The organism is Mesorhizobium sp. NFR06 (assembly GCF_900115245.1).
Lineage (GTDB): Bacteria > Pseudomonadota > Alphaproteobacteria > Rhizobiales > Rhizobiaceae > Mesorhizobium.
This window is the reverse complement of the sequence record NZ_FOVT01000024.1, coordinates 1-18,396: the sequence shown is the minus strand read 5'-3', so window position 1 is coordinate 18,396 and position 18,396 is coordinate 1. Positions and strand designations below refer to the sequence as shown.

At 59.5% G+C, this 18,396-nt stretch carries 19 protein-coding genes and 2 pseudogenes; 13 read left to right on the top strand and 8 right to left on the bottom strand.

Going from position 1 to position 18,396, the window contains the following annotated elements:
• Positions 1–124 precede the first annotated feature (124 nt).
• The 3 genes and pseudogenes from F3H96_RS28105 to F3H96_RS28095 all read right to left on the bottom strand — a co-directional run bounded on the left by F3H96_RS28105 (position 125) and on the right by F3H96_RS28095 (position 2,387).
• The gene (locus F3H96_RS28105) at positions 125–721 is read right to left on the bottom strand and encodes an isochorismatase family cysteine hydrolase (RefSeq protein ID WP_149804910.1); all 597 of its coding nucleotides are present in this window, start codon (positions 719–721) and stop codon (positions 125–127) included.
• A gap of 68 nt (positions 722–789) precedes the next feature.
• Positions 790–867: pseudogene (locus tag F3H96_RS28100) on the bottom strand (CsbD family protein); the annotation flags it as partial.
• Between the two features lie 335 nt (positions 868–1,202).
• Positions 1,203–2,387 (bottom strand): annotated as a pseudogene (locus F3H96_RS28095) (IS256 family transposase).
• Between the two features lie 332 nt (positions 2,388–2,719).
• Here F3H96_RS28095 and F3H96_RS28085 point away from each other — a divergent pair.
• Entirely contained in the window at positions 2,720–3,199 is a 480-nt protein-coding gene (locus tag F3H96_RS28085; protein WP_149804908.1) for a hypothetical protein, read from the top strand.
• A gap of 261 nt (positions 3,200–3,460) precedes the next feature.
• Positions 3,461–4,369 carry a cytochrome c oxidase assembly protein gene (locus F3H96_RS28080; protein ID WP_149804907.1) on the top strand — a complete coding sequence of 303 codons (909 nt, stop codon included), beginning with the start codon at positions 3,461–3,463 and terminating at the stop codon, positions 4,367–4,369.
• A 357-nt stretch (positions 4,370–4,726) separates the two neighbouring features.
• Here F3H96_RS28080 and F3H96_RS28075 read toward each other — a convergent pair whose 3' ends face one another.
• The 4 genes from F3H96_RS28075 to F3H96_RS28060 are packed head-to-tail and all read right to left on the bottom strand — an operon-like array spanning position 4,727 to position 6,976.
• A complete protein-coding gene (locus F3H96_RS28075; RefSeq protein ID WP_149804906.1) occupies positions 4,727–5,095 on the bottom strand; it encodes a hypothetical protein in 369 nt (122 codons plus the stop codon).
• Positions 5,095–5,457, bottom strand: a complete 363-nt coding sequence (locus tag F3H96_RS28070) for a hypothetical protein (RefSeq protein ID WP_149804905.1) — start codon at positions 5,455–5,457, stop codon at positions 5,095–5,097. Before F3H96_RS28070 ends, F3H96_RS28075 begins: the two co-directional genes overlap by 1 nt.
• The gene (locus tag F3H96_RS28065; protein WP_149804904.1) at positions 5,457–6,677 is read right to left on the bottom strand and encodes a divalent metal cation transporter; all 1,221 of its coding nucleotides are present in this window, start codon (positions 6,675–6,677) and stop codon (positions 5,457–5,459) included. Before F3H96_RS28065 ends, F3H96_RS28070 begins: the two co-directional genes overlap by 1 nt.
• Entirely contained in the window at positions 6,674–6,976 is a 303-nt protein-coding gene (locus F3H96_RS28060; protein ID WP_244620185.1) for a hypothetical protein, read from the bottom strand. Before F3H96_RS28060 ends, F3H96_RS28065 begins: the two co-directional genes overlap by 4 nt.
• A 436-nt stretch (positions 6,977–7,412) precedes the next feature.
• Between F3H96_RS28060 and F3H96_RS28055 the strand changes: the two genes are divergently transcribed.
• From F3H96_RS28055 to F3H96_RS28030, 6 genes are all read left to right on the top strand, one after another.
• Positions 7,413–9,728 (top strand): FdhF/YdeP family oxidoreductase, encoded by a 2,316-nt coding sequence (locus tag F3H96_RS28055; protein ID WP_149804903.1) that lies wholly within the window; start codon positions 7,413–7,415, stop codon positions 9,726–9,728.
• A gap of 479 nt (positions 9,729–10,207) precedes the next feature.
• Positions 10,208–11,191 (top strand): cytochrome c oxidase subunit II, encoded by a 984-nt coding sequence (gene coxB / locus F3H96_RS28050; protein ID WP_244620184.1) that lies wholly within the window; start codon positions 10,208–10,210, stop codon positions 11,189–11,191.
• Complete coding sequence (gene ctaD / locus F3H96_RS28045) at positions 11,188–13,125, top strand: cytochrome c oxidase subunit I (protein WP_149804901.1); 1,938 nt, start codon at positions 11,188–11,190, stop codon at positions 13,123–13,125. The genes coxB and ctaD overlap by 4 nt, the downstream gene beginning before the upstream one ends.
• Positions 13,122–13,724, top strand: coding sequence for a cytochrome C oxidase subunit III (locus F3H96_RS28040; protein ID WP_149804900.1), 603 nt, complete (start codon positions 13,122–13,124; stop codon positions 13,722–13,724). Before ctaD ends, F3H96_RS28040 begins: the two co-directional genes overlap by 4 nt.
• A 1-nt stretch (position 13,725) precedes the next feature.
• Positions 13,726–14,067 (top strand): hypothetical protein, encoded by a 342-nt coding sequence (locus tag F3H96_RS28035; protein ID WP_149804899.1) that lies wholly within the window; start codon positions 13,726–13,728, stop codon positions 14,065–14,067.
• A 140-nt stretch (positions 14,068–14,207) separates the two neighbouring features.
• Positions 14,208–15,620: a cytochrome c gene (locus F3H96_RS28030; protein WP_188131568.1), complete on the top strand. Its 1,413-nt coding sequence runs from the start codon at positions 14,208–14,210 to the stop codon at positions 15,618–15,620.
• Here F3H96_RS28030 and F3H96_RS28025 read toward each other — a convergent pair.
• Entirely contained in the window at positions 15,592–15,990 is a 399-nt protein-coding gene (locus F3H96_RS28025) for a c-type cytochrome (protein ID WP_149804898.1), read from the bottom strand. The genes F3H96_RS28030 and F3H96_RS28025 overlap by 29 nt on opposite strands.
• A 183-nt stretch (positions 15,991–16,173) precedes the next feature.
• Between F3H96_RS28025 and F3H96_RS28020 the strand changes: the two genes are divergently transcribed.
• From F3H96_RS28020 to F3H96_RS30765, 5 genes are all read left to right on the top strand, one after another.
• The gene (locus tag F3H96_RS28020; protein WP_244620183.1) at positions 16,174–16,494 is read left to right on the top strand and encodes a DUF892 family protein; all 321 of its coding nucleotides are present in this window, start codon (positions 16,174–16,176) and stop codon (positions 16,492–16,494) included.
• 110 nt (positions 16,495–16,604) lie between these two features.
• Positions 16,605–17,357, top strand: a complete 753-nt coding sequence (locus F3H96_RS28015) for an FAD-dependent oxidoreductase (protein WP_280177794.1) — start codon at positions 16,605–16,607, stop codon at positions 17,355–17,357.
• Between the two features lie 132 nt (positions 17,358–17,489).
• A complete protein-coding gene (locus F3H96_RS28010) occupies positions 17,490–17,693 on the top strand; it encodes a CsbD family protein (protein WP_149804895.1) in 204 nt (67 codons plus the stop codon).
• A 105-nt stretch (positions 17,694–17,798) separates the two neighbouring features.
• On the top strand, positions 17,799–17,984 hold the full coding sequence (locus F3H96_RS28005; RefSeq protein WP_149804894.1) for a hypothetical protein: 186 nt from the start codon (positions 17,799–17,801) through the stop codon (positions 17,982–17,984).
• 126 nt (positions 17,985–18,110) lie between these two features.
• A partial coding sequence (locus F3H96_RS30765; RefSeq protein WP_188131567.1) for a transposase occupies positions 18,111–18,396 on the top strand: 286 nt, incomplete at its 3' end.

The following is an 18,396-nucleotide window of genomic DNA, read 5'->3' as shown; positions in this document are numbered from 1 at the left end:
TATTTTAGCGATAACTAACATTGGTAATGGGGATATGTAGGTCGGTTCCACGCCACCGCCACCTTTGCATCGGCGACCGTGATCCTCATCCACATTTGTTTGGCTGGCTCCGGTTCGCGCCAGCTTAGACCCAGAAATCCACGATTTCGTCCACCGGGGCGACTTCCACGTGATGCGAGTATCTTTTGGTGAATAGGCGCACGATGCTGTCATAGGCTTCGTCGGACGTGCTGCAGATCGCATCTTCGGCCAGCACCGTGCGAAAGCCGAAATCGATGGCTCCGAGCAGTGTCGCCAGAACACACATATCGGCCTCGCCGCCACTGACGATAATGGTTTGCGCACGCTCCGTTGCGAGCGCGCTGGCCAACGAGCCGTCGAACCAGGGCGAGTAGACCGGCTTGTCGAATTGTCGTGCCGGCGGAACGAAGCTCTTCAGTTCCGGCGCCAGTTCGATGATGTCCGCTCCGGCATTTTCCAGTGTCATTTCCGCCCAGTGTTCGTAGTAACTGCGCCATTGGCCGCGACCCTCTCCCGGACGCATAGCCGGAATGAAGCGCGTGAAGATGGTTCGCGCGGGGCTCCTCTGCGTCAGCTGGATAACCTTGGGCAGGGTCTGCGGGAACCACTCGACCGCCCAGGGACCGGGAGGCATGAACATAAGCTGCATGTCCACACAGATATGCACGGCGTTTGCGGGTATCGGGCGCAGGACAGGCATCGGGCGTCCGTTCAGCGAGGGAATTTTCGCTTGAAGGATTTCATTGCCTTCGTCAGCGAGGCCCTGGCATCGGTGAGCTTGCCCCACTGCTCCTTGACCTTGCCCTTCATTTGCTTCCAATTGCCTTCGAAGCGGTTCCAATCCATTGCCGTACCTCCTGTTTGGACATCTCCTGTTGAGGCTGGGGCTAACGGCGGCGCTGCCGCGAGGTTCCAGCCGAAGCACAGCTCGCGAGGCGGGAATCAGGGCGGCCGCTGGAGTCGAAGACGCCGCATCGAGGAGTAGACGGCACAACCGAATCCAGCACCAGGACGGAGGGCTGAAGCCTCGACAAGGCGGATATGCGAAGGTTCCGCGCGACCCGTCCAGGCGAAGACATTGCCCTTCACTTGCACGTGAGTCACGCGGCCCGATCGTGTCTCAGGAAGTGGTGTAGCTCACGGCGTTGGTCGCCGCGCTCTCCGGCAGGAAGCCGGGCTGATCAGCGCGCCACGGCCGGCAGGCTGATGAGCGGATCATCGCTCATCTGGCTGATGGTTTCCAGTGTCATGTAGCGGGCCCGCTGCACGGCCCATTCGTCATTTTGCTCCAGCAGCAGCGCGCCGACGAGGCGGACGATGGCATTGTCGTTCGGGAAGATGCCGACCACGTCGGTTCGGCGCTTGATCTCGCCGTTGAGACGCTCGATCGGGTTCGTGCTGTGAAGCTTGGCCCGGTGTTCCTTCGGGAAGGTCATGTAGGCCAGCACGTCAGGTTCGGCGTTGTCGAGGATGGCGGCCAGCTTCGGCACCTTCGGCCTGATCTGGTCGGCGACGGCGCGCCACTGGGCACTGGCGGCTTCGGGCGTCTCCTGCGCGAAAGCGGTAGCGATGAAGGCCGAGACGACCCGGCGGCCGTTCTTGCCGGCGTGCGCCAGCACGTTCCTCATGAAGTCGACCCGGCAGCGTTGCCAGGTGGCGCACAGCACCTTGGTCACGGCGGCCTTGAGGCCCTCATGGGCATCGGAGACGACAAGCTTGACCCCGCGCAGGCCGCGCCGGGTCAGCTTGCGCAGGAACTCCGTCCAGATCGGCTCGGCCTCCGAAGTGCCGATCTCCATGCCCAGTACCTCGCGCCGACCGTCACTGTTGACGCCCACGGCGATGATGACGGCGACCGAGACGATGCGGCCGCCGCGGCGAACCTTCAGGTAGGTGGCATCAATCCATAGGTATGGCCAGTCACCTTCGATCGGCCGTTCGAGGAAGGCCTTCACTTTGCCGTCGATCTCCTCGCACAGCCACGACACCTGGCTCTTGGAGATGCCGCTCATGCCCATCGCTTTAACCAGGTCGTCGACCGAGCGGGTCGAGATACCTTGGATGACGGCCGTCAGCGCCTTCTCAGCCATGCGGCGCGGCTCCAGGAAGCTGGGGAAGTAGGAGCCCTTCCTCAGCTTGGGGATGCGCAGCTCAACCGTTCCGGCCCGGGTCTCTCAGTCCCTGTCGCGGTAGCCATTGCGCTGGGCGGTCCGCAGCGCGCTCTTTTCGCCTAGCCGGCGCCCGTCGCGGCACCCACCTCCAACTCCATCAGCCGCTCGGCGGCAAAGCCGATCATCTCGCGCAGGAGATCGGCATCGGGGGGTCTTCTCCACGAGCGCGCGCAGGTTCATCATGTCGTCGGTCATCGGTGCTTCCTTCGAATCAGGTTGGTGTCAGCAACCCGACCCTAACGGAAGAGCATCGATGACCACCGCTGCGCCGCTCGCTCGCTACCGCGCTGTTGAGGGCGCGCTCGCGAGCGGCTTCGCTACCGCCGAGCTACACCACCTGGCGGGACACGACCCGCGGCCCCGGTTGCCAGCAATGAAATGGCATCGCAAGGCTTCCCTCGAACAATTTTTGTGGCGATGGAACTTTCCGATGAAATGGAGGTTCGAGCGCCATAGGGACGAACTGGCTACTCCGACTTGGCGCGCGCTCGGCAGCAGGCAGTGTGGCTAGCGAACAGGAGACGACCATGAAACACCAGACACGCGAAGAACTGAATGCGGTCGCGGACATCAATGCAGCCTGTCCGGCGATGACGCGGAACCAGCGACTGGAACACTGGGCCGCGCTTCTCGAGCGCGATCCCGAACGGTGCCTCGGAGCATTGCCCGGCACCGAATACATGAGGCTGGATGTGCGAGATAAAGCGCAATGCATCGATTCACCGCTGAGCATTGCGTTCGCCGACCCAATATTGCGTGCGCAGGGGCTGAAGAACGGCACCTATGGCGAGGCGAGGCGTTTCTTTGAGCTATCTGATTGGCAGCTGCACGCCATCGTTTGTCATTGCCATGTCGGCGCCACGATGAAAGCTGGCTGGGTTGCCGTGCAGGTTCGGGCCGCCGCCAACGAAGATGGAAAGCTTTTCAGCAACCTGCGGGAAACGATCGCAGGTTGGCCAGCGTTTCGCTTTTTCGCTCGTACGAGGGAAAAATCGAGGTTGCGGTAGCGGCTCGACCATTGTTTGCTTTTCGGATCTCCCAGACGCTCCGATCTCAGCATCCGACGCGGCCTGTCTCGTTTGAAACTTTGAAACTTACTTATTAGAATTGAAACCGGGAACGCTCCTGTGAATTGGTCCACCAAGCCATGGATTTCCTTCAGGATTTGGCCGCCTCGAGCAGCAAGCCGCCGCAAGGTGCCAGGCCATTGCGGATTGCGGCAAAAATATCGTGGCGGCCGCCGCGCTCACGGTTAGCGGTTGCAGGCGATGAGCTTCGATTCTTTCTTCTCAACTTCGCTCTGTTATGGCGCAAGCGGCCCTGATACCGGCTGGACGTTGACGCTTCCCATCATATTTCCATTGGCGGCAACCGCATCGCTCTATGTCGTAGGCTCCGCCCGGCTTTGGCAAAGGAGCGGGCGCTCGCGCCCTTTGCGTTTTCGGCAAGCCCTATTGTTCGCTGCGGGCTGGGTCGCATTGATGGCAGCCTTGGTGAGCCCGCTTCATGCATTGGGCGAGCGGTTGTTCACCGCTCACATGATTGAACACGAATTGCTGATGGCGGTAGCGGCGCCCCTGATAGTTGCTTCATATCCGGGAGCCCCAATGATACGGGCGCTACCCAAGCGATTACGCCGGGCGCTCCGCGTAGCCAGCCACCTGCGCATGCTTGGGGGAATCTGGGCGTGCGCGAGCCGCCCTATGGTCGCCACCATCCTGCATGGCGTTGCGATATGGGCGTGGCATGTCCCGCCGCTTTTCGGGGCTGCGTTGCACCAAGGTCTCTGGCATTATGCGCAGCACGCCAGCTTTGTCGGCACGGGTCTTTTGTTCTGGTGGGCACTGCTGCCTCGCCCGGGCCGAGTATACGCGTGCGGCAACGCGGTAATGCATCTTTTTTTGACCTCGTTGCATACTGGCTTGCTCGGGGCGTTGCTCGTCGTCTCGCCGAGACTCTGGTATCCGGAAAATGCTATCGGCTCAACCTTTTGGGGTCTCGCGCCGCTCGAAGACCAGCAGCTTGCAGGGCTTGTGATGTGGATCCCCGCCGGCCTGATCTATGGCGGAGTGGCACTGTTCCTGGTCAGTCTTTGGATTCGCGCAAGTGGGCGGGGGCAGACACCGCTTCGTGTTATCGAGATCGGCGTCGGCGATTCGATGGATGTTTCGCCTTGACCTCGGCAGGATAACGCAAAATCCGATCCGGAAGCGTGCCTTCGATATTTCCAACGGGATTTGGCCCCACTTGTTCGAAACCGTTCGCGCGTGTGGCATGAAGCTGCAGCACATCTGACGATGCAGCGCGTATGTTCAGCATTCGGACAAGCTCTGGGCGAAGGCCGTCGCCTCTACAAGCGGTCAGATTATGTAGGAAGCAAAGGGATACATTCGGCTGATCTTTCAGTAGCGGCCCCTCGAGGGTCATTTCGATGACAATTCAACGCCCCCGACAAAGCCATGTTCCGGCATTTCATGTTGGTGGACTTCAGGTGCTCTTGCAGCCGCGATTTTCGTTATGGCGCGCCTCGTGCGCTAACGGTTTGCCCCGCTTTTGCGTTTCTTTTGATCTTGCGACTGTCCGGGGTCTCCTTTCATGCGGGCAAGATCCTCCATCGGACACAAAAGCCTCGGCTGCATGGGGTCGGAAATATCGATCTTGTCCCAAGGAATGCGATAAAAGCCACCGTCACGGCGTAGCCGCAATGCATCGAGCACCGCCGCGCCTATCGCCGAAGCGGAAAGTCGCTCGAATGCGGCGTAGATGCCTACGTGGAATTCGGTAATGACAAGATCGTGCCCGTCCTTTTCGGCGCGAATCTCCTCGATGTAGCCGATGCTTTTCCCGCGCGGCGATAACACGCGTCGGCCAACCAGGCGCTCGAGATTGATGGTCGCGGCCATCAGCCCGCCCCCGGGATGCGGCTGACGACGTGGTCGCGCAGCCAGTTTTGCCAACAGAAGATCGCCGTCTCGCGGACATCGATGTCGACCTCGATATCGATGCCGATGTCGCGCACCTTGTTCCAGGCGATCCGATGCGGCTCGCTGTGGCGTTTGCCGCCCAGCCTTGCCGACAGTCCCGCCATCCAGCGTCCGGGCCGTGCACCAAGTCGGCGCGCCAGCGCAATCGATCCTAGTTCGATTGCAACGATCCTTGGTGGCTTGCCTGGCCTCAGTTCCGCCACCAAGCCATCGACCTTGCCGATCTTGACCTGCTCGCGGTCGATCACTTGCTTGTCCAGAACGTCGCGGACCAGATCCATCACGTGCCTCCGAATATTTGCAAAGGGATCGTCACGATCGCCAGCACGAAGCCAAGCGCGATAACAAAGATGACCGCGGCATTCGAGATCATCCCATTGCGGTGCTTGCCGACATAACGCTTGTCGTTCATCAGGAACAGGAAGGGAATCACACTGAGAGGCAGGCTGGCAGCCGTCAGCGCCATCGAGAAGATCGTGAGCTTCAGCGGGTCAACGCCGGCCGCAATCGGTAGGGCGCTGAGAAACAACGCCACCGTGTAGACCGTACTAAAGCCAGGATTGTCCCGCGGTTTCTGGTCCTCGCCCCAGGTCCATCCGAAACCTTGGGCCACGAGATAGGCCTGCTGCAGCCCAACTTCGAGCACGGCACCGAAGCAAGCTATACCGAGCGAAGCAATGAACAGGACAAAGCCCCAGAAGCCGAATATCGGGAACAGGATCAGCGGCAACTGATGGTAGTCGTACACCTGGTCTATGCGGTGCGGGGCAAGCACAAGCGCGGCGACAATCAGCACGCTTACGGAAATCGTGCCGCCAAAGCTCATACCCATCGCCGCAATGGCGCGATTGGCCCCGAGATAGCTTTCGTCCCAGCGATCCTCGATCGCCCCCGACGAGTAAAACATGAACAGATAAGGTGAAATTGACGCCCCAAGAATGCTGACGGCCATGAACCAGTAATTGGTCGCGTCATGGTCTGGCACAGTGAGAATAGCGCCCGCCGCGACCTGACCCCAACCGGGCTTAAGCATCACCGCGCCGACCACAAAACACAGTGTGACCAGCCCGAGCATCGAAACGCCTTTTTCGATAAAGCCGAACGTGCCTTTCCAGAGAAAAACCCAGGCCAGCAATGCCACCAGCAGCGCCCACCAATGGAAGCCGATTCCGGTGGCAAGTTCGAGCGCAATGGCAACGCCGCCGATCTCAGCCGACATGACCAGCAGATTGACCAGAAGGACCGCCAGCAGCGGCCAGAGGAAGGCGTTAAAGCCAAATCGTTCCCGAATCCCATCGGCGATGGTGTGATGGCTAACGGCAGCGAAGCGACCTGCCATCTCGACGAGGAAGACGATGCAGATCGTCCCCAGAACGATCGCCCAGATCAGCTGGAAATGGAATGCCGCACCGGCTTGAACGGCTGTCGTCAGTGAACCGACTTCGAGAAAACCGCCAACGCTGGTGACAACACCCAACGATATTTCCAATACCTTTTTCATGGGTGCGGGCTAAAGGATTTGGTATAGGCGGCGGCCAGGGCGGCAATAGCGTTTCGCACATCCCGCTGCGCCCGCTCCACTTTCGCAGGGTCGTTGTCCTGCAATCCCGCCTCCGCGTTCGCTACCGCGGCCGCCAGGCGGCTGATGGCCGTGATCAGTCCGGCTCGGTCGGGGACCTCAGGTGAATCGGCTGATTGGATTTGGGTTTCGGCATCGGAGAGCTTCCGGCCGACCGATTGCAGCGTACGTGACGTATAATTTTGAGGAGTCGCCCCGGCGAGCCAAGCGTCCAGGGCCATCGATGCCGTTTCCGCCGCGGAAGCCGCGGTTCTCAATTGGCCGTCAATCTGGTCCCTCGATGAAGAGCACGCCGATAAAACAGCCGATATCAGGACAAAGCACAGGAAACTAAGTATATGACAGGCGAACTTTGTGGTGTTTCCACTACGAATTGTCGAGTTGCTGACTCCATGATTGCTCTTGCTGATAGAGAACAATCTCATCTTCTTACCACGCGATAATTGAATCTCGCGATCGTACCGGCGTTTTGTCGAATCAGACTGGATACGCGATCCACTCCCCGGCCGAATTCTCCGGCTCGTGGTTCAATCGATGACTGAGGAAAATGTTCCGCAACGCTGTATGTGGCGAAGGAGTGTTCGGTGGCTTGGCCGGCCACGACGGGAACAATCGGTCGCGGGCGGGGTTCATGTCTCTAGCAAGGGATGGCTCGCCATGAAACCCGCCGTGACCGATCACATAGAAATAAAGAAATACGAACACCCAACCGGAGGCTGGGGCTCGCTCCGTTCCCTGGCGCGTCACGCGCGTAGCGAGGGCCTGTTGCTGTCCGGAATATGGAGCACGCTGCTCAAGCAGAACAAGGCAGACGGCTATATGTGTGTGTCCTGCTCATGGGCGAAACCGGCCCAACCTAGGCCTTTCGAGTTCTGTGAAAACGGCGCTAAGGCCACGATGTGGGATCAGACGAAACTGCGCTGTGGGCCGGAGTTCTTCGCACAGCACAAGGTCGCGGAATTGCTCGATTGGCCAGACCGGGACTTGGAAAAACAGGGCAGGCTGACGGATCCCTTGCGCTATAATCCGGTCACCGACCAGTATGAACCGGTTGCTTGGGAAATTGCATTCCGCGAGATCGCCGTCGAGCTCCAGCGGCTCAATCCGAAATCGGTCGTCTTCTACACCTCCGGCCGAGCCTCGTTAGAGGCCTCCTTCATGTATCAGCTTTTCGCGCGCATCTACGGTTCATCCAACCTGCCGGATTCGTCGAACATGTGTCACGAATCGACCTCGGTCGGCCTGCCCGAGTCGATTGGCTCCCCGGTGGGGACCGTTCAACTCGAGGACTTCTCGAAAACTGACATGATGTTCTTCTTCGGCCATAACACCGGCGTCACGGCGCCCCGGCTGCTGCATCCATTGCAGGAGGCGCGTCAACGAAAGGTGCCGGTGTTCACTTTCAATCCATTGCCCGAGCGAGGGCTGCAGCGGTTCAAGAATCCGCAAAGCCCCGCCGACATGTTGTCGCCGGGGCCTGGAACCAAGATGTCCAGCGACTTCTTTCAGGTTCGTTGCGGCGGCGACATCGCAGCCATGACGGGTATCGCCAAGGCTGTGCTTGCGCTCGACGATGCTGCGCGTGAACAAGCCAATCAGCGGGTCCTGGACGTCGATTTCATCGCGGAGCACACGCACGGCTTTGCCGAATTCGAATTATATCTGCGCGATGCCAGCTGGAACGATATTGTTCGACGCTCCGGTATCGCCCAGGCCGATCTGGAGCATGTCGCGGAAATCTACAGTCGTTCCAACGCGGTAATCGGCAACTACGGCATGGGCCTGACCCAGCACCGGCATGGCACCGAGAATGTCCAGATGCTGTGCAATCTGCTGCTGATGCGCGGCAATATGGGCAAACCCGGCGCCGGCATTTCGCCGCTGCGTGGCCATTCCAATGTTCAGGGCCAGCGCACCGTCGGCATAACTGAAAAACCTGAACTCGCTCCCTTGGACAAGTTCGCCAAGTACTACGCATTCGAGCCACCGCGCGAGAAAGGCCTCGATACGGTCGAGACCTGCGAAGGCGTCATCGGGGGATGGGTCAATGGCTTCATCGGATTGGGAGGCAATTTCGTTCGCGCAGTGCCGGAAACCGGTCTGGTCGAGAAGGCTTGGCGCGGATTAAGCATCCATGTCGAGATCGCAACCAAGCTCAACCGCAGCCATCTCATCCCGGGAGCCGTCACCTATCTTCTCCCTTGCCTGTCCCGGCTGGAAAGGGATCACCAGGGAAGCGGCGACCAGACCGTCTCAATGGAAGATTCGACCGCATGCATCCACGGCTCCTTTGGATCGCGCCCTCCCGCGTCGCCAAACCTCCTGTCGGAGCCTAAAATCGTCGCCGAACTTGCCAAGGCTACGGTGGCGAACAAAAGTTCCATCGCATGGGACCAATGGGTTGCTGATTATTCGCTAATCCGCAACGAGATCGAACGGTGCTATCCTCAACACTTCCGCGATTTCAACACGCGGTTTCTCAAGCCCGGCGGATTTCATCGCGATATCAAGGCATCGAAACGCGCGTGGGAGACACCGAACAAGAAAGCTAATTTCAAGCTGCCGTCGATGCTGGAGGCAAATCCCGATATCGATCTTTCCGGTGACAATGTGCTGACGCTGATCACAGTTCGCTCCAATGACCAGTTCAATACCACCGTCTACGGCTATGACGACAGGCTTCGCGGCGTCTACGGAACCCGAATGGTGCTGCTCATGAACGAGGCGGACATCCAGCGTTTCGGGTTAAGCGCCGGGCAGGAAATCGATCTCGAAACCCATGCCGATGACGGTGTGGAGCGGCGGGTGCGCGGTTTGCGGGTCACACCCTATTCAATTCCCGAGGGCAACTGTGCCGGCTACTATCCGGAACTCAATCCATTGGTCCCTCTCTGGCATCGGGCAAAGAAGGCTCATGTTCCAGCTGGGAAATCGGTACCAGTCAGAGTTGTGCCCCGAGACAGCGGACCGTAGTGGCCTCCTTTGAAGTATAGATCTCGTTCCGATTCTCCTGGCGGCCTTGCCGAAGGCGGCTGAAATATTAGCGTACGCTGGGATTTGAGCTGCCGCAGCGCACATTTCCTCCAGCAGGTGCTGCTGGGTCGTTTCCCCCTACCCTCGTCGGAATTCATTTACCCTCCGGAGGCTCCGATTAGCTCGGTCTTCAAGCATGTCCTCAGTGACATGTGTTGCCGAAGCACTTCGCACCGATTTCGAACCAGAACCGACGGTGCTGAGCATCCTTTTATAACCGGCCGCGTTATGGCCTTGGCATTGATGGTACATTCGTCATGGCAAGGTGCACGAGTTCGTTGATCTGCCGTAGGAAGCGGAAACGATCGCCAATCCTGCTCGACTTTGCCCATCGACCACGGATCTCATCCGGTAGTTTTGCCGCCACCCTTTCAGGAAAACCGGCGGGCCTAAGACAGAGCCTGAGAGGGGCAGCTCTCGTGTCGACCTTGTTTCTGACGGCATGCAGCGACTGGCAATCGGCGCTCCATGCGCATGGCGACAATGCCCGAAAGATATTCGACCTCATCTGGACCTTCGGCGCAGTTGCCGCAACGACGTGGCTTCTTACCGTACTGGTCTTGGCAATGGCGCTTTTCCGAAGCCGCCCGCCTGAGGCGCGATCACCGCTGCAGATCGATCCCGATCAGGAACGTCGACTGAACTGTGCTGTCGGAAGCGCCACGGCTTTGACGGTGGTGGTTCTCATTGCGCTGACGACAGGAAGCTTTTTCGCCGGCAAATCGATCGCTTCGATGAGTGGAAGCGAGACGGTCACCGTCCGTGTCACCGGTCATCAATGGTGGTGGGAGATACGCTATCCCAAAATCGGTTCGTTGCAGGCAATCGTCACGGCGAATGAGCTCCATGTTCCGGTCGGCGAGTCCGTGAAGGTCAAACTCGATTCGCTCGATGTCATTCACAGCTTCTGGGTACCAAGCCTTGCAGGCAAAAGAGACCTTATCCCGGGTCGGCCGAGCGAACTGACCCTCATCGCCGACAAACCCGGCGTCTATCGCGGTCAGTGCGCCGAGTTCTGCGGTTACCAGCATGCCCATATGGCGATCACTGTTGTCGCCGAAAGCCGCGAAGCGTTTGACGCCTGGCGATCCAGGCAAGACGCCAATGCCGTAACCCCCTCCGGCGACGAAGAACGACGCGGCCAGGCGGCTTTTCTCGGGACCGGATGTGCGCTCTGCCATGCGATCAGGGGCACGCCTGCCAGCGGAACGGTCGGACCTGACTTGACCCATGTCGCTGGCCGCCGTTCATTGGCTGCCGATGCTCTTGCCATGACGCCGGGCGCGCTTGCTGCATGGGTTGCCGATCCCCAATCGGTAAAACCTGGCGCGAAAATGCCGCGCATCGCCCTCAGCGCCGACGACCTCAATGCGGTTATTACCTATCTTGGAAGCCTCGAATGAGCAGCATTCGGCAAAAGAACGCCGATCGAATAGAGGAACTGAAAGGCGTTCGCGACACCGGCCTCGACGAGGCAAGGTTGGTCGCTTTTCTCGCCCATGCCTGGCAGACACCAAAAGGGCTTTATGGCTGGCTGGCCACGGTCGATCATAAGGTGATCGGCCGGCGCTATGTCGTGACGGCTTTCCTATTTCTCATTCTTGCAGGTCTGTCGGCACTCGTCATGCGGTTTCAGCTCGCCGCGCCCGAGGCTGGGCGTATAAGCCCAGACTTCTATGATCAGCTCTTCACCATGCATGGCACGACCATGATGTTTCTGTTCGCCGTGCCGGTTATGGAGGCGTTCGCGGTCTACTTGGTACCGCTGATGATTGGCACGCGCAACGTGGCCTTCCCTCGCCTCAATGCCTTTAGCTACTGGATCTACGTTTCAGGCGGAATAATGATTTGGATCGCATTTGCCTTCAATACAGGCGCTGATGCAGGGTGGTTTTCCTACGTTCCCCTCGCCGGACAGTTCTATGGCATTGGCAAACGCCCGGACTTTTGGGCGCAGATGGTGACCTACACAGAAGTATCGGCTCTGGCGGTTGCGGTCGAGATCATTGCGACGGTCTTAAAACAGCGCGCCCCCGGCATGACACTCGACCGCATCCCGCTCTATGTCTGGTCGGTGTTGATCACGGCCTTTGTCATACTGTTCGCCATGCCGGCCGTGATGGTCTCGAGCACAATGCTGATCCTCGACCGGCTCGTCGGCACCAAGTTCTTCGATCAAGCGGCGGGGGGCGATGCGCTGCTGTGGCAGCATCTGTTCTGGTTCTTCGGTCATCCCGAAGTCTATATCATATTCATTCCAGCGACCGGCTTTGTCTCGGCTATTCTGCCCACCTTCGTACGCCGTCCCGTCTTCGGCTATCTCGGAATCGTGTTGTCGCTGATTGCGATCGGCTTCCTGTCTTTTGGACTGTGGGTGCATCACATGTTCGCCACGGGTCTGCCGCAGCTTGGCGAAAGCTTCTTCACCGCCTCCTCGATGATGATCGCCATCCCGAGCGGCATTCAGGTATTCTGCTGGATTGCGACGATCTGGGGTGGCAGGCCGATCTTTGCCACACCGCTGCTTTTCGTGCTCGGCTTCATCTTCACCTTCGTCATTGGCGGCCTGACGGGGGTCATGGTCGCCTCAGTGCCGATAGACCTGCAGGTGCACGACACCTATTTTGTGGTCGCGCATTTCCATTACGTGCTCGTCGGCGGCGCGGTCTTCCCCTTGCTCGGTGCCGTCTACTACTGGTTTCCTAAAGCCACCGGCCGCATGCTTTCCGAGCGGCTCGGCCACTTAAATTTCTGGTTTGTATTCCTCGGGTTCAACCTCACCTTCTTTCCGATGCACATTCTCGGGTTGCAGGGCATGCCGCGCCGCGTCTACACTTATCCGCTGGAAAGCGGCTGGGGCAGCGCTAACCTCTTCATCAGTCTTTCATCACTAGTTCTATTCGTCGGCTTCGCACTCTTCTTCTTAAACATGCTGCTCAGCTTTCGGAACGGCCTCCCCGCCGGCGACAATCCGTGGGGTGCGAGCACGCTCGAATGGGCTACGACTTCGCCACCGCCGTCCTATAATTTTCCGCGCTTGCCGGTGGTGACTCATCGCGAGCCACTTTGGGCTGAGCCCGATACACTCGCAGTCATCGAGGGTCTGCGCGTTGATGCGCGCGAGGTGCTCGGCGGCATGGTTGCGGACGCTGTGCCGCAACTGCGCCTGCCATCGGCTGACAATTCGATCTGGCCACTGCTCTCAGCGACCGCCGTAGGCGGTACATTCTTCGCCTCGATCTACACGCCATGGGCCGTGGTTTGGGGCGCGATACCGATCTCAATCGGCTTCATCTGCTGGTTCTGGCCAAAGGGTGAACCGGAGGACGAGGAATGAAACAACGCCCCGTCGTCGATGTCAGCCATCTCCCCACATATGGTTTCGGCGCAGCGAGCCCAATGTGGTGGGGAACACTCGCCTTCATCGCCCTTGAAGCCACCGGTTTCGCTCTGGCGATCGGCACCTATTTCTACCTGGCTGTCCTGGCCCCACACTGGCCAATTGCGGCGCCCGCACCCGATCTGGCGCCAGGTACGGCAATACTGATCATTCTGCTCGCCAGCCTTGTTCCCAATCACTTGGTCGACCGCTGGGCCAAACAGCAGGATTTCCATAAGGTCCGCGCCGGCATGGTATTCATGACGATCGTCGGGATCCTGCCCCTGATCGTGCGTATCTGGGAATTTCCCGCGCTTCGCATCTCATGGGACCAGAACGCCTACGGTTCAATCGTCTGGTTCCTGCTTGCACTGCACACATCGCATCTTCTAACCGACGTCGGAGACACAATCGTGCTCGCTGTTTTGATGTTCACGCAAAAGGGAAAGGTAGGCCGCCGGCTCAGCGATGTTTCGGACAATGCGTTCTACTGGGACTTCGTAGTCGCCTCCTGGGCTGTGCTCTATCTCGTCATGTATTGGGCGCCGAGGATGTGAAATGCGGGCGATCAGCAATGGCGTTTCCTGGGCCGGCTTTGCTAGCGGGCCAATCGCTTGGGCAGTGTCGCTACAGGTCGACTATGCGATTGCCGACTTGCAGTGCCATTCCGGGTTTCGTCCAACGGCGCTGTTTTCGCTGCTGGCTACCGGCGCCGCATTGGCAGGTATTGCCTTGTCCTGGCGCGCCCTACGGGACGTTGGCTTCGGCATAAGCCCGCCGCTGCACGCGCGCACGCGGCGCTTTCTGGCCGGCACTTCGGTCGGCATCGGAGCGCTGTTTGCGCTGGCCATGCTGGTGCAAATCGCGGCTGGGCTGATCTTCAGCGGTTGCGAATTATGAGTATGCCAAGTTACCGGCGGCCGCCGGCCTCCTGCCAATGGCAGACGCATTGGCCCGTACAAGGGCGACAGGCCTCGGGCTCCGGCCAAAACCGCCGCGCGCTCACGCTGGGAGGCCGACTCCTGCGGCTGGGTCCTGCCATGCTTCAGGCCTTCGCCGCCATCATCGCGCGGTCCATCGTGGCCGCCTTGGCGCTGGCGGCCTGTTGCATCCAATTGGCGGCAGATGAAATCCAGAAGGGTGAATATCTTGCGCGAGCCGCCGATTGCGTCGGGTGTCATACCTCCAACCCAAGTCGACTGTTTGCCGGCGGATATCCCGTGCCGACGCCCTTCGGCGATGTCTACTCTACCAACATCACACCGGACCAGGAGACAGGCATCGGCCGCTATTCCGAGGATGAGTTCGTGCGAGCCGTCCGGGAAGGCGTAGGGCGCGACGGGACCGATCTTTATCCGGCCATGCCGTACGACAGCTTCGCCAGGATGAGCCGCGAGGACGTGCTCGCGATCAGGTCCTATCTCCTTGTGCAAACACCGATCATTCAGCCCCGACCGCAAAACACCCTGCCGTTTCCATTCAATCAGCGCTGGGCCCTCGGGCTGTGGAAACTCGCGAACTATCGTCCCGGCAGCTTCACGCTGGATCGAAGTCGAACCCAGGCCTGGAACCGGGGCGCCTATCTGGTGGATGTGCTCGGCCACTGCGGTGCCTGCCACACACCGAGGAATGTGACATTCGGCGAGGATGAGGATCGCAAGTTCGCCGGTGGTGCCGCGGGCATCTGGCAGGCCTTCAACATCACCGGCGACAAGACGACGGGAATTGGAGGCTGGAGCGATGAGGAGCTGTTTCGCTTTCTCAAAACCGGCGCCGCGCCTGGAAAGGCTTATGCCAGTGGTCCGATGGCGGAAACGGTGATGAGCAGCTTGCAACATCTTTCCGATGACGACATTGGCGCCATAGTCGCCTATCTCAGGGAGGTTCCTTCCCAATCCGGAGACGAGCAGCAGCCCCGTTTCTCATGGAGCGGGGCGACTACGGCCACTGCTGCCGACCCCAGCAACGTGGCGCAAGGCAGCACCAGCACGGCTAGCGACCTTTACGGGTCTCTGTGTTCGGGCTGCCATGGATTAGATGGAAGCGGATCGCCTGACTCTTCGAATGCCTCACTGACCCACAACAGTACCCTGGGCGCGGCCACTCCTGAGAATCTCGTCATGACAATTCTTACCGGCGTCAAGGCGGGCGACGTAGCAGGTCGCAAGTCGATGGCTGCATTCTCAGATTGGCTGGATGATGGCCAAGTGGCGAGCCTCGCCAACTATGTAAGTACCCGTTTCGGAAATCCGAAACTCAGCGTGACGGCAGCCGACGTGCGCCAGATGCGGGCAGGCTCGACGACACAACAGACGGTCACCCTGCTCGCGGGCCAGGCACTGGTGATGACCAGTGCTGGTTTATCGTTCGGCTTGCTCCTACTCCTGGCAAGGCGTTCTCGCCTTGCATCTCGTCTTTCCGATTTCACGTCCGCGCAAAGAGATACGCAGTGATGTCGCGCGCCTCCTGGGGCGACAGGTTGATGTTCGGCATGGCCGTTTTCGGATCGACGTCCCGTGATCTGCTGATCCAGCGCATCATCGCATCTGAAGAGGTCCGGCCGCCGCGGCCGCCAATATAGGCCCGCTCTGCGACACCGCGCAGGGATGGGCCGACGCTCCCATGAGCGCCGGGCACACCAGGAATTTCATGACATCCTCCGCAGCCATTGCGGATCATTACCGGAACAGCGCGCTCGACATCGCCGCCGACTTGCTGCGAGACGGCGGCTTCACGCGAAGTGTTGCTGCGGATAGCCCCTGTCGTGCCGGCGATTAGAAGAACAGCGACACCCGCTGTTGCCCACGCCGTCCACCAGAACATATGTCGCCGCCGATCAGAAGTGGTCGGCCGTGTCTCTGGTTTCCGCCTCTTCGCCATTGTTGTCGCCTTGTCATTCTGAGCAAATTCGCCGAAGGCAGATTGGCACGCGTGCGCTAAATAGCTAGGCGAAAACTGAAACCCGGCGGCATTGTTCCGCAACAGTTCGGCAACGGCAAAAAACGCTTGTCGCCAGTGCGACACCAATTCAGCGCGTGCGAAAAGGATGCGTTCGCCCCAGCGATCGACGGCATTATCAAGGAGGCCGACGAGATCGTGGGAGAAGTTGCCGATAAGAAGGTGCTCGATGCCGCGCTCATCACCGCAGCACAAGCCGTCGAGCACTACGAGATCACCCGATATGGAACGCTCATCGCCTGGGCGGAACAGACCGGCAAGGACGCAGTTGCAAAACTTTTGATCACAACTCTCACTGAGGAAAAAGCGGCCGACAATAAGCTGACCACGATCGCCGAGCGAAAAGTCAATCAGAAAGCTGCTCGTTAAACGCCAGTGGACCGAGAGTTAGGCATGAATCCGAAGGGCGAACAAACCCGGTCTCTCTGGATGAAGGTGGAAGTCGATCCCGCCGCTCCGCGTTTCTCGGGGACGTTCAATTGCGATACGGTAATCATCGGATCCGGGATTGCCGGACTGTCCGTGGCCTACGAACAACCGCCGTTGGTGAGACCGTTGTCGTGGTTGATCGCGGCCCCATAGCCGCCGGCATGACGTCGCGAACGACAGCCCATCTCGCGCCGATTTGCGACGATGGGCTCGGTGCACTAATCAATATTCGCGGTGAAGAAATGGCTCGGCTGTTCCACCAGAGCCAGGAAGCGGCAGTCGCCCGTCTTGAGGAAATCGTTGGCGAACTCGGCATCGATTGTAATTTTCGCCGGCTGGGTATTCGGCCGAAAGCCGCCCGCGATCAACGCCAGGAGGAGTTCGATGCCGCGAGAACGATCGGTGCGGCTGCCAAACTCGTGACCGGTGTGCCGCTCAAGGGGTTCGAAAAGGCGCCAGTCATTCGTTACCCGAACCAGGCGACTTTCCACCCGCTGCGGTACCTTCGTGGACTTGTCGCGGCTATCCGCGAAAGGGGCGGTCTCATCTTTGCCAACAGCACCGTGGTGACGCTCAAGCACCGGGAACGGCGGATCATCGCGGCATCACACGCCGTCGTTGCCACCAATTCCCCGATCAACAATCGTTTTCGCTTGCACACCAAGACGTCGCCATATCGAACCTACGCGATGGCCTTCACGCTGCCTCATGGCTTCTTCCAGACGTGCTCTTCTGGGACACTGGCGATCCCTGTTCGAAGCGATCGAAGCGTGGATCCGCTCGCTAGTGCCAACTTTGGGTAAAGAGGTAACGCGCTGGTCTGGACAGGGTCTCGACACGATCGATTATTGCGCCTTCATCGGTCTCAACCCGGCAGTCAGGAACCTCGGGGCAGCGCCGCCGTTAGTTCTCAAACAAACGAAGGAGACAACACCATGGATTGGAACCGCGTCGAAGGGAACTGGAAGCAGGTCAAAGGCAAGGTCAAGGAACAGTGGGGCAAGCTCACTGACGACGACCTTGACCGGATTGCTGGCAAGCGGGACCAGCTCGAAGGCATGATCCAGGAACGCTACGGCATCGAGAAGGACCGCGTCCGCCGCGACATCGATGAGTGGTATGCCCGCCAAGGCTGGTAGCGCCTTCTGGATAGCCGCAGCCTGACCGCGGCAAATTGCGATCTTTGATGCCCGAACAAAGAGCGGAGTTATTAGCTGACTAAACAATCATAGCACGATGAACCGATGGCCAAGAAGAAATCAAAGCTGACTTTGTCCACTATAGAAGCGGCCGCGCGCGTCGCCGCCTCAGAGGCGGCTTATTTTGCCCGCAGATGCGGCCTCACCCCGGACGAGGCACTGCGGATAATGCGTGAGGCGCATGAGACGCTGGACCCCAAGGCTCGAGGCAACGGAGAGCGGAAGCGCTAGGGTGCCAAGGCTATATCGCTGGACATTCGGGGCAGGCAGGCGGCGATCTAAAGCACGTCGCCCTTTAAATTCGGGATTCCCTGAATGACGGTTTGATGATTCATTGCGGTGGAAGGGAGAACCGTGATGGGCAAGCCGTTACCGATGGCGTTGCGTAAGCGTGTTGCGGCGTTTGTGGATGAGGGCAACAGCAACCGTGAGGCGTCGCGTCATTTCCGGGTTTCGCCGAAGTTCGTGAACGATCTGATGAAGCTGCGCGCCGAGCGGGGCTCGCTTGAGCCGCGCCGGCAAGGCCATGGCACTGGCGGCGGCAAGTTGGCCGCTCACGCCGACTTCGTGCGCCAGCGGATGGCCGAGAATGGCGATCTGACGCTCGACGAACTGTGTGTGGAACTGGACGGGCGCGGCGTTA